General features: G+C 73.4%; 7 protein-coding genes. All 7 read right to left on the reverse strand.

What is annotated here, in order from left to right:
- Nucleotides 1–497: 497 nt before the first annotated feature.
- Nucleotides 498–3,707: an ATP-dependent DNA helicase gene (locus tag Q1B24_RS00130; RefSeq protein ID WP_299921897.1), complete on the reverse strand. Its 3,210-nt coding sequence runs from the start codon at nt 3,705–3,707 to the stop codon at nt 498–500.
- Nucleotides 3,704–6,934, reverse strand: coding sequence for an ATP-dependent DNA helicase (locus Q1B24_RS00135; RefSeq protein WP_299921899.1), 3,231 nt, complete (start codon nt 6,932–6,934; stop codon nt 3,704–3,706). Before Q1B24_RS00135 ends, Q1B24_RS00130 begins: the two co-directional genes overlap by 4 nt.
- A 67-nt stretch (nt 6,935–7,001) precedes the next feature.
- Entirely contained in the window at nt 7,002–8,108 is a 1,107-nt protein-coding gene (locus Q1B24_RS00140) for a ring-opening amidohydrolase (RefSeq protein ID WP_299921901.1), read from the reverse strand.
- Nucleotides 8,109–8,130: 22 nt separating this feature from the next.
- The gene (gene arcC / locus Q1B24_RS00145; RefSeq protein WP_299921903.1) at nt 8,131–9,066 is read right to left on the reverse strand and encodes a carbamate kinase; all 936 of its coding nucleotides are present in this window, start codon (nt 9,064–9,066) and stop codon (nt 8,131–8,133) included.
- Nucleotides 9,067–9,165: 99 nt separating this feature from the next.
- A complete protein-coding gene (locus Q1B24_RS00150) occupies nt 9,166–10,458 on the reverse strand; it encodes an ArsB/NhaD family transporter (protein ID WP_366916397.1) in 1,293 nt (430 codons plus the stop codon).
- Nucleotides 10,455–10,883, reverse strand: coding sequence for a TrkA C-terminal domain-containing protein (locus Q1B24_RS00155; protein WP_299921905.1), 429 nt, complete (start codon nt 10,881–10,883; stop codon nt 10,455–10,457). Before Q1B24_RS00155 ends, Q1B24_RS00150 begins: the two co-directional genes overlap by 4 nt.
- A complete protein-coding gene (locus Q1B24_RS00160; protein ID WP_299921907.1) occupies nt 10,880–11,428 on the reverse strand; it encodes an SPFH domain-containing protein in 549 nt (182 codons plus the stop codon). The genes Q1B24_RS00155 and Q1B24_RS00160 overlap by 4 nt, the downstream gene beginning before the upstream one ends.
- Nucleotides 11,429–11,459 lie beyond the last annotated feature (31 nt).

An 11,459-nucleotide genomic window follows, 5' to 3' on the forward strand; every position in this document is an offset into this window, starting at 1 on the left:
ACGACGCTCCCGCGGGCGGTGGTCCACCGACCTTTTGCTCGCCAGGAACGTGGGTGGGCCACCGCTGCCCCGCGTGTCGACGTACGACGCGTCCGCTGGCGGTGGTCCACCCACCTTTTGCTTGCCGGGAACGTAGGTGGGCCACCGCTCGCCCGGCTGGCGGTGAGCCACGCAGGTTCCGCGGCGCCAGAAGCTGCCCCACGCACCGCTCGCCCGCGCGGCGGTGAGCCACGCACGTTCCGCGGTGGCAGAAGTTGCCTCACGCACCGCTCACCCCGCGTGTCGACGTACGACGCTCCCGCGAACGGTGGTCCACCCACACTTCGCTCGTCCGGAACGTAGGTGGGCCACCGCCGGCGCGGCTGGCGGTGAGCCACGCACGTTCCTCGGCGCCAGAACCTGCCTCACGCACCGCTCGCCCGGCTGGCGGTGAGCCACGCAGGTTCCGCGGCGCCAGAACCTGCCTCACGCACCGCGCTCGCCCGCGGGACGGCGGGTCAGACGTCGAGCAGCTTCTCGAGCTCGGCGCGGGCGGGCAGGTCGTCGAGGGGGACGGTGCGTCCGGAGCGGACGTAGTGGAAGGCGGCGCGGACCAGGTCGAGGGGCGTACCGGTGAGCTCGGACCAGGCGAGGCGGTAGAGCGCGAGCTGGAGGGGGTCGGACGTCTCGTGACGGCTGGTCTTCCAGTCGACGACGAGGAAACCGCCGTCCGGTTCGGCGTACACGGCGTCGATCCGGCCCCGGACGACCTGCCCGCCGAGGACGAGCGCGAAGGGTGCCTCGACGGCGTACGGCGCCCGGTCGCCGAAGGGGCCGTCCTCGAAGCGCTTCACGACCTCGCCGAGGTCGGCCTCGTCGTCGATGCCGGCGTCGGCCCGGCCGGGCAGCTCGTCGGGCTCGATCAGGGCCTGCTGGCCGAAGCGGTGCTCGATCCAGGCGTGGAACGCGGTGCCGAAACGGGCCGCGGGCGCGGGCGGCCGCGGCATGGGCCGGGCCAGGTCACGGGCGAACGCCTCCGGGTCCTCGCGCAGCCGCGCCAACGCGGTGACGGACAGGCTGCTGGGCAGCCGGAGCTCGACGGTCGTGGCGCGCTCGGCGCGGGCCTCGACCAGCAGCTGGGCCAGGTCGTCGTCCCACTCGGCGACGCGGGCGGCCTCGAGCATGTCGAGGCCCTCGTCGGGCGCGGTGGGGTCGACGGAGCGTACGAGCTCGGCGGCCGCGAGCCGCCGACGGGCCTCCTCACCGGTGCCGGGCACCGGCCACGGACGAGAGGTGTCGACGTCGTCGTTGGGGTTGGGCGACTTCGGCGGCGGCTTGTCGAGCCACCGCTCGACCGGCTGGCCCCACTCCTCGAGCTGGTCGCGCACCACCCGCTGGTAGTCCGACGGTCCGAACGGCGTCGAGCGCTGCCCCCAGACGTAGGACGTCACGCCCAGGTGGTGGGCGGCGCGGGTGTAGGCGACGTAGCCCAGCCGGAGCTCCTCCTCCGCGTCGTGGGCCTTGGTGGCGGCGCGGTAGGCGTCGAGGGCAGCCTTGTCGTGCCCGGCGAGCTGGGGCTGGTCGGCCCGGTCGCCGCGCAGCGGAGCCGGCAGCACGGCCGGGGACGAGGTCCACAGCGTGCGCGAGCGGTTGCTCGGGAAGCGGGTCTCCCCCACGCCGACGCAGAACACCGACGACCACTCGAGACCCTTCGCACGGTGGACCGTCAGCAGCTTCACGGAGTCGGCTGCGGTCGGGGTGGCGACGTCGAGGCCGTTGCCCTGGTCGTCCTCGGCGGTCAGGTAGGCCAGCAGCGCCGGCAGGGTCACGTCACCGTCGACGGACTGGAACTCCGCGACGGCCTTGACGAACAGGTCGAGGTTGTCACGGCGTGCGGCCGCTGCCTGCGACGTCGCAGAGGCGAGCTCCACGTCGACGCCGGTCGTGTCGATGATGCGGCGTACGACGTCGAGCAGCGGGTCGCCGACGTGGGCGCGCAGGCGGCGCAGCTCCACCGCCAGCAGGCCGAACCGGTCGAGCGCCTCCTCCGAGTAGGCCGCCTCGCCCGGCGACTCCACGGCGTCACTGAGCGCGGGGAGCTCGGAAGGGTCGACGCCGTCGGCGATCCGGAGCAGCTGGTCGGCGATCGACGCCGCCTCCTTGCGGCCCCGCACACCGGCGATCTCCGCCGCACGCTCGGCCAGCAGGCGAAGGTCGCGCGGGCCGATCGCCCAGCGCGGACCGGTCAGCAGCGTGAGCATCGAGGAGTTGGCCGTGACGTCGTGCATGAGCGTCAGCGTGGCGACCACCTCGGCCACCTCGGGCAGCCGCACCAGGCCCGACAGGCCGACGATCTCGACCGGGATCCCCGCGGCGGTGAGGGCGTCGTAGACCTCCTCGCCCTGGGCGTTGTCGCGGCTGAGCACCCCGATCTCGGCCCAGGCGGTGCCGGCGTCGTGGACCTGCTGCACCTCGGTCACGAGCCACCCGAGCTCGTCGGCCGAGCGCTCGAACACGTGTGCCTCGACGTGGCCGTCCTGGGCGTTGTCGGCCGCCCGCAGCCGGGCGACCTTGTCGCCGTAGGCGGCGAGCAGCGGCTCGGCGAGCCGGTTGGCGACGTCGAGGATGCGGCGGTCGGAGCGCCGGTTGACGGTCAGCGGCAACCGGCCCGGTGCGCCGTCGGCGGCCGGGAAGGTGTCGGCGAAGTTGAGGATGTTGGACACCGACGCACCGCGCCAGCCGTAGATCGCCTGGTTCGGGTCGCCCACCGCCATCACCGGGTGGCCGAGCCCGTGGTCGGGATCGGGCCCGGAGAAGAGCCGGGCGAGCATCGTGGCCTGGGCGACCGAGGTGTCCTGGTACTCGTCGAGCAGGACCACCTTGAAGCGCGCCCGCTCGAGCTCACCCACCTCGGGCTGCTCCTCGACCAGCCGGGCAGCGAGCGCGATCTGGTCGCCGAAGTCCATCAGCCCGAGGTCTGCCTTGAGCCGGCGGTAGCCGGTGACGAGCTGCAGCAGCTCGGCACGGCGGTCGATCGCGTTGATGGCCTTGGCCGGCGGATCGAGGTAGGTCTTGCGGGCCTTGCCGGCCTGCTCCTCGGCGAGGGCGCGCTCGAACCCGCCCCGGGCCTCCGCGTCGACACGGCGTACGTCGTCGGGGTCGACGAGGTGCTCGCTCATCGCGCCGTCGAGGGCGAGGAGGTTCTGGATGGCGGTCGCCGGGTGGTCGGTCAGCAGCTCGATGTGGCCGGTGAAGCGCTCGATCACCCGGGCGCCGAGCTGGTAGCGCGAGGCGTCGGAGACGACCCGGGTGTCGGGCTCGTGGCCGATCCGGAGCCCGTGGTCGGTCAGCAGGTTGGCGGCATAGGCGTGGTAGGTCGCGACCGTCGGCTCGAGGACGTCCTCCCCCTCGACCACCACGGACCGGTCGAGCAGGCCCGCGGCGCCCAGCGCGGCGGTGACCCGCTGGCGCAGCTCGGCCGCGGCCTTGGTGGTGAAGGTGAGGCCGAGGACCTCCTCGGGACGGACCTTGCCGGTCGCGACCAGCCACACCACGCGCTGCGCCATCAGCGTGGTCTTGCCGCTGCCGGCGCCCGCGACCACGACCGTGGGCCGCAGCGGCGAGGTGATCGCGGCCCACTGCTCGTCGCTGGCGGCGTGGGTGGCGCCCATGAGGGCGCGGAGGTCCTCGGGCGAGTCGAGGCGGACCGGTGCGGGGAGCTGACTCACTGGACGGTCACGCTCCCTGCGCCCCGGGCGGGGCAGATGGCCGTGAACGGGCAGTCGCGGCAGTGCGGACCGGTCGTGGCGGGGAAGGTCTCGGCGCGGACGAGGTCGGCCGCCCGGGCGAGGCCGGTGCGGAGCGTGAGGCGCTCGGGCCCGGCCTCGGCGTGGGGCGGCTGGGGCTGCACCTTGGCGCCCGCGGAGTCGTCGTCGATGCCGAGCTGCACCAGCTCGGCGCCGCCGGAGGCGACGGGCCGACCGGCGGACTCGTCCAGGGCCCCGGTGTCGACGGCGTACTGGTAGAGGGCGAGCTGCAGGTTGCCCGCGACGGACGGCCCGGTGGGAGCGCTGCGGGCGCTCTTGAAGTCGACGACGACCACCCGGCCGGCGTCGTCGATCTCGAGGCGGTCGGCGAAGCCGGTCAGCAGGACCGGGCGGCCGTCGACGTCGACGACGCTCTGGAAGCGCTGCTCGGCACCGAGGAACTCGCGCGGGTTGTCGAGGTGCCAGCGGACGAAGCGAGCGACGGCCTTGCGGATCCGGGCGAGCTCGCGCTGCCGCGACCACGGCGTGCGGAAGGCGAGCCGGTCCCACACGGCCTCGACCTCGGCCATCAGCGGCTCGACCTCGGCGGGCAGGTCGCCGGTGGCGACCCGCTCGGCGAGCGCGTGGAGGACCTGGCCGAGGTTGGCGGACTGGTGGACCGCGGAGACCCCGCCGGCCTCGCGCTCGAAGAACCACTGCGCGGGGCAGACGAGGATCGACTCGAGCATGCTGGCCGAGATCGGCACGGGCCGGTCGGGGTCGCGGATCGGCTGGACGGACCGGGTGGCGCTGCGGGTGCCCCACCACGTGGACGGGTCGGCGGCCGGCACGAGCGGGCGCCCGCCGACCTCCTCGGCGGCCAGCGCGGCGAGGCGTCGGGCGGCTGCCTCGCGCAGCGCGGGTGTGAGGTCGGGGTCGGCAGCCGTGCGCCGCAGCTCGGCCACGAGGCCGCCCAACGACAGGGGTCGCGGCGGCCGGCCGTCCTGGTGGTCGATCGTGACGCCGAGCTCCTCGAGGAACCGGGAGGGCTGCTCGCCGTCGTCGTCCGGGGACCGCACCGCGCTCACCACGAGACGACGACGGGCTCGGGTGCAGGCGACGTAGAACAGCCGACGCTCCTCCATGAGCAGCGCCCGGGTGGTCACGGGCGGGACGAGGTCGGGGTGTCCGGCGCCGTCGACCCCGATGCGGTCGGCGCCGAGCAGGGTCGTACGACGGCGCAGGTCGGGCCAGCCCTCCTGCTGCACGTGGGCGACCACGACCAGGTCCCACTCGAGCCCCTTGGAGCGGTGGGCGGTGAGGAGTCGGACCGCCGCGCCGCGCACGCCCTGCTCGGCGAGCGTGTCGGCGGGCAGCTGCTGGGCGACGACGCTGGCGAAGAAGGCGCCGACGCCGACGTGGTCGCGCTGGTCGACCGCACGCGAGGCGAGGTCGAAGAGCGCGACGATCGCGTCGAGGTCGCGGTGGGCCCGTCGGGTGCTCGCGCCTCCGACGTCGACCTGCCGGCGCAGCCGCTCGGGCCAGCCGGTGCCGGACCACAGGTGCCAGAGCACGTCCTCGACGCCTGCCCGCTCCTCCAGCATCCGCGCCGCTCCGCGCAGCAGCTCGGCGAGGGCGCCGGCCCGTTGGACGTCGGGGCCCTCGAGTCCGTCGAGGAACCCGGGCTCGACGACCGCGAGCCGCAGCAGCTCGCGCGACGTGCGCCGCACCGACGGGTCGGCGACCTCCTTCTCGCGCGTGCGGAGGCGGCGCACGAGGGCACGCAGGTCGGACGCGTCGAGCCCGCCGAGCGGTGACAGCAGCAGCGACTCGATGCGGCCCGGGTCGAGGAAGTCGGGAGAGTCGGGGTCGTCGTTGTCGAGGTTGACCACGGCACGCAGCCCGTCGAGGAGCGGCACGACCGCCGGGTCGCGGACCAGGGGGAGGTCGTCGGAGGCCACCTCGACGGGGACCCCGGCCGCGGCGAGGGCGCGCCGCAGCGGCGGGATGCTCGTGCGGCCGGAGCGGACCAGGACGGCCATCCGGTCCCAGGCGATGCCGTCCTCGAGGTGGGCGCGCCGCAGGAGGTCGGCGAGCCGCTCGGCCTCGGCACGCTCGGTGTCGTAGGTGACGACCTCGACCCGGCCGTCGCCCTGCGGACCGGGGACGGCCTCCGGAGACAGGAACGCGTCGCGGGCTTCCGGGGAGATGCTGCCGGTCAGCGTCAGCCGGCTCGCCACGCGACCGGCACCCAGCAGGATCCGCGACCCGAACCGCCGGGTGCGCTGCAGCACCACGACTGGGGCCGGCGCCCCGGCGCGGGTCGGGAAGCTCGCCGGGAAGTCGAGGATGCCGCGCACGTCGGCGCCGCGGAAGCCGTAGATGGACTGGTGCGGGTCGCCCACCACGGTGAGGTCACGCCCGTCGCCGGCCAGCGCTCTGAGTAGGGCGACCTGGCCGGGGTCGGTGTCCTGGTACTCATCCACGAAGACGTGCTGCCAGCGCGCCCGCAGCTCGTCGCGGTGGGTCTCGGCCTCGATCACGGCCCGCCGGATGAGGTCGGAGTAGTCGGTGGCGCCGAGGTTGTCGAGGACGGTGAGGTACTGCTCGAGGAAGAGGCCGGCGGCCACCAGCTCCGGGAGGTCGTGCTCGATGCCGAGGGCACGCAGTCCGGACGGGTCGAGGCCCTTCTCCCGGGCTCGCGCCAGGACGGCCTGCACCTCCCGGACGAAGCCCCGGGTGCCGGCGGCCCGGCGCAGCGGCTCGGGCCAGACGACCGACTCGGGGTTGTCGCGCAGCAGCTCGCGCAGCACCACGTCGGCCTCGGGAGCCGAGAGGAGCCGGATGGCTCCCTCGTAGAGCTCGGCCGGTGCGTACTTCCTCACCAGGGCGTAGGCGAAGGAGTGGAACGTCGAGCACGACGCCGCAGCGGTCGTGCGGGCGACGCGGGCGGTGACCCGGTCGCGCAGCTGCTCGGCGGCCTTGCGGGAGAAGGTGAGCGCGAGCACCGCGTCGGGCGAGGCGCCGCGCTGCTCGATGCGGTCGACGATGGCCTCGACCAGGGTCGTCGTCTTGCCGGTGCCGGGCCCGGCGAGCACGAGGAGGGGGCCCCCCGGGTGGTCGACGACGCGCTGCTGGTGCTCGTCGAGCTCGGGCACCACGACCGAGCGGTCGGGGGCCACCAGCCGGTAGCGGGTCGTCGTACTCACAGACCACACCCCATCACGCGGGACCGACAGTCGCCTGCCGGCCCCGCGCGAGGATGTGGAGGAAACCTCAGCCGAGGTCGACGATCGCGGCGACCGGGCCGCCGCCCTCGGGGCCCTGGTGGGCCGCGGAGACCGAGACGAAGACCGCCGGGTCGCCGGTGACGGCGGCGGTGACACCCCCGACGCACGACTTGATCTGGCGGTGCCAGTGCACGTCGGAGTCGTCGAGCATCGCGTTGCGACGGCCGCGGACCATGCCGTCCTGGCTGGCCTCGCACTTGAGGAAGACGTTGACCAGCTTGCCGTCGAGGTCGCTGGTGCGCGGGCGCTCGGGCAGGTCGAGGCCGGCGGAGCGGATCGCCTCCCAGATGCCGTCGGAGTCGAGCGCGTCCTCCATCACCGAGTGGCCGATGCGGTAGCGGCCGCCGACGCCCTTCGCGTTGCCGACGACGACGATCTGGGCCTGGTCGAGCTCGACGCCCGAGGAGCACGAGGCCACCGAGGAGTAGAGCTCGCGGTTGTGCATGACGTCGGCGTCGGTCGGCATCTCGATCTCGCCGAGCGCGACGGCGATGCCGAGGCCGGTGACGCCGTTGGAGAGGTCCATCGACTCGTGGGTGTGCTCGGTCCACACCTTCTTGCCGCGCGACTTGGCGTCGCGGATGGTGTGGATGGTCAGCAGCGGCGTCTTGGTCTGCACGTAGTGCACGTCGGCGGGGTCGGTGATCCCGGCGCGCTCCATCGCGACCTTCACGCCGGCGGCGACCTTCTCGATCATCGCCGTGTAGCCGATCTCCTCGGGCAGGATCGCCTCGCTCATCGCGAAGCCCGCGGTCAGGCGCATCTCCTCGCGCGACGGGTCGTCCTCGGGGACGTCGGTGGTCGCGAAGATCGTGGCGTGGGGGCTGATCACGCCGTCGGTGCCGCCCGACCACACGATCGGGATGCCCTTGACCTGCTCCGGGTCGGCGCCCTTGGCGACCAGCGCCTCGCGGAAGGCGCGGTCGGCGATGATCCGGGTGTAGTCGTTGACGCCGCCGTTGCCCTCGGTCTTGCCGATGATCGCGAAGACGCGGTCGGCCGCGATGACGCCGTCGTCGACGAGCTTGGTCAGCTCGGAGGCGTCGGCCACGGAGTGGATGGGAACCTTGCGGACCTCGATGGCGGAGGGCATGCGGTGCTTCCTTTCGTTGCGGTCAGGTGGGTACGACGACGGTGCCGGCGTCTCCGGCAACCGCGGCGGTGATCTGGTCGAGGCTGGTGATGACACCCGTGCCCCCGGTGGTCTCGACGAAGCGGCAGACCGCGTCGACCTTGGGCCCCATCGAGCCGGTCGCGAAGTGGCCGTCGGCGGCGTGGGCGCGCAGGTCCGCGACGGTGACCCGGCCGAGCGGCTCGGCGTCGGGCTCGCCCCAGCGGATCACCGCGTTGGGCACGTCGGTGGCGATGACCAGCACGTCGGCCCTGGTCGTGCGGGCGAGCAGGGCGGCGCCGAGGTCCTTGTCGATGACGGCCTCGACGCCGACGAGCGACCCGTCGGGACGGCGTACGTGCGGGATGCCGCCTCCGCCGTTGGCGACGACGACGAACCCGGCCTCGATGAGGGCCAGCGCGGCGGGGGCGTCGAGGATCTCCCGCGGCTCGGGCGAGGCGACGACGCGGCGCCAGCCCTTCTCACCGCGGTCCTCCCACTTCTCGCCGTGGTCGATGAGCACCCGGGCCTCCGCCTCCGGCAGGTGGCGTCCGATCGGCTTGGTGGGGTGGGTGAAGCCGTCGTCGTCGGCGTCGACGAGCGTGCGGGTCACCAGCGCGGCGCTGCGCCGGTCGATACCCCGAGCGGCGAGCTCGCGGTCGAGGGCGTCCATCAGGACGAAGCCGAGCGTGGCCTGCGTCTGGGCGCCGCACCAGTCGAGCGGGACCGGGGGTACGACGCTCGCGGCGAGCTCGTTCTTGACCAGCAGGTTGCCGACCTGGGGCCCGTTGCCGTGGGTGATGACGACGTCGTGGTCGTGCTCCAGGAGGCCGGCGACCGCAGCCATCGCGACCTGTGCCGCCTCGATCTGGTCCTCGGGGCGCGCCCGGCCGTCGGCGTTGGTCATGGCGTTGCCACCAAGTGCGAGCAGGACCCTCATGGCGCAAACCTAGTGTCGCCGCTCACACGGACCCCACGGCAGATTCGGCCAACGACTCGGCGATTCGCTGGCAAGTGTTGGTGCTCGGGACCGCCGACCTCAGGCCCAGGCGAAGTAGCGCAGGTAGACGTACGCCCAGGCGACCAGCAGCGTCATCACGGTGACCACGACGCCGTACCTGGTGAAGCCCCAGAAGCTGATCGGCTCCCCCGCCTTGGCCGCGATGCCGAGCACGACGACGTTGGCCCCCGCCGCGACGGCGGTGGCGTTGCCGCCGAGGTCGGCCCCGAACACGAAGGCCCACCACAGCGGGCTGTCCGCGCCCGAGGCCCCGGTGCCGGCGACCATCTCCTCGACGACGGGGACCGTCGCGGTGGTGTAGGGGATGTTGTCGACGAAGGCGCCGACGATCCCCGAACCGAAGAGCAGGGCGGTCGCACCGAGCAGCTGGCGCTCCCCCATGGCCTCGGCGGCCCACTCGCTGATCGCGCCGATGACGCCGACCTGCACGAGGGCCCCGACGAGCACGAAGAGCGCCATGAAGAAGGCGAGGGTCGCCCACTCCACCTCCTCGAGGAACTCCTCGGGCTCGGTGCGCGAGACCAGCACCATCGCGCCGGCGCCCATCATCGCGACCACCGAGGGGTCGAGGTGCATGACGGAGTGGAGGCTGAAGGCGACCATCACGAGGAACAGCACCACGAGCGAGCGGCGCAGCATCCTGACGTTGGTGATCGCGTCGACGGGGCGGAGGTCGTCGAGGCCGTGGACGTTGCCCATCACGGTCATGTCCTTGCGGAACAGCCAGCGCGCCATCAGCACGAAGAGGACGAGCAGGACGATCGTCAGCGGGAGCGAGTGGACGAGGAAGTCGGTGAAGGTCAGCCCGGCCCGGCTGGCGATGATGATGTTGGGCGGGTCCCCGATCAGCGTCGACATCCCCCCGATGTTCGAGGCCAGGATGAGGGAGATCAGGTACGGCGCCGAGGGCAGCTGGAGCCGCCGGCAGACCGACAGCGTGACCGGGGCGACCAGCAGCACGCACGTCACGTTGTCGAGGATCGGCGCGACGGCGGCGCCCACCAGGACCAGCAGCACGAGCAGCTTGTAGGGATGCCCGCCCGACTTCTTGGCCGCCCACAGCGCGAGGAACTCGAAGAGCCCGGTCTGCTTGAGCACGCCGACGATGATCATCATCCCGAAGAGCAGGAAGATCACGTTCCAGTCGACGCCGGTGCGCTCGTCGAAGAACGCCGTCCCCGCGTCGACGAGCCCGATGACGACCATGCCGGCCACGCCGCCGAGGGCGGCGGCCACGCGGTGGACGCGCTCGGTGGCGATGAGGGCGTAGGCGACGATGAAGACCGCCAGGGCCGCGGAGGTGAGGATCATGCGGCCCAGCTCGCGAGGCGGCCGTGGCGGCTGACCGACCGCAGCCGGTCCTCCACCTCGGTGACATGGCCGAGGGCTGCCACGACGAGGACCTGGTCGCCGGTGCGCAGCACCGTGCGGGCGTCGGGGACGATGACCTCCTTCCCGCGCGCCAGGATGGCGACGGCCGACCCGGTCGGCAGCCGCAGCTCGGCGACCTCGACGCCGGCCAGCCGGGAGGCGGGCTCGACCTCGAAGCGGAGCAGGACCGCGTCGAGCCGGTCGAGGGTCGCGAACCCGATCGAGACCTTGTGGACGAAGCTGCCCTTCTCCTGCCAGCGAGGCTGGCGTCCGCGCCCGATCGCGAGCCCGACGGCGAAGCCGATCGCCGAGGCGATGAGTGCGACCGACACCGCGACCTCGAGCAGGTAGGGGGTGGTGTTCATGCCGCGCCCCCGGTGAGCCGCGCCTCGACCTGGGTGACCGACAGCGCGGTGGCCTCGGTGCCGAACGGGAGCAAGCGGGTGAGCCGGCCGGGCCACCGGGTCGCGAGCGTCTCGAGGTCATCGACCAGCGATTCCACCTCGAGCTGCTCGACGGCACGCGCGACGGTGTCCTCTGCCAGCCGCGCCGCCTGCGTCGCCGGGACGTACGCCGAACCCGGCTCGACGTCGCGCATCACCACCGTCAGGTCGGCGAGGGCGACGACGTCGACGCCGTCGCTCGTGCGTGAGCGCACCACCAGCGGCAGGACGCACGGCTCGGTCGACACGCGCTCGAACCGCTCCAGCCCGGGCCAGCGGGTGACGAACCCGTTGCCGCGCACGCGCACGACCTCGCCCCGTCGCAGCACGAGGACGAGCTCCCCGGGTGCCACGCGGCGTACGCACGTCAGCGTGACGAACAGCAGCCCCGGCCCGACCACCACCAGCCACACCACCCACGCGGCGCCGGTGGGGTCGACGGCGGTGTTCTCGTCCGGCGGCGGCATGCCCCGAGTCTTCGCGGACCGGGCGGTCGCG

The sequence above is a fragment of the uncultured Nocardioides sp. genome, from assembly GCF_947488025.1.
In the GTDB taxonomy this organism is placed as follows: Bacteria; Actinomycetota; Actinomycetes; order Propionibacteriales; family Nocardioidaceae; genus Nocardioides.

Bases quoted from the DNA above. Each gene is read 5' to 3' on its own strand.
- Q1B24_RS00140 (WP_299921901.1), bottom strand. From the start codon at position 8,108: ATGCCCTCCGCCATCGAGGTCCGCAAGGTTCCCATCCACTCCGTGGCC.
- arcC (WP_299921903.1), bottom strand. From the start codon at position 9,066: ATGAGGGTCCTGCTCGCACTTGGTGGCAACGCCATGACCAACGCCGAC.
- Q1B24_RS00150 (WP_366916397.1), bottom strand. From the start codon at position 10,458: ATGATCCTCACCTCCGCGGCCCTGGCGGTCTTCATCGTCGCCTACGCC.
- Q1B24_RS00155 (WP_299921905.1), bottom strand. From the start codon at position 10,883: ATGAACACCACCCCCTACCTGCTCGAGGTCGCGGTGTCGGTCGCACTC.
- Q1B24_RS00160 (WP_299921907.1), bottom strand. From the start codon at position 11,428: ATGCCGCCGCCGGACGAGAACACCGCCGTCGACCCCACCGGCGCCGCG.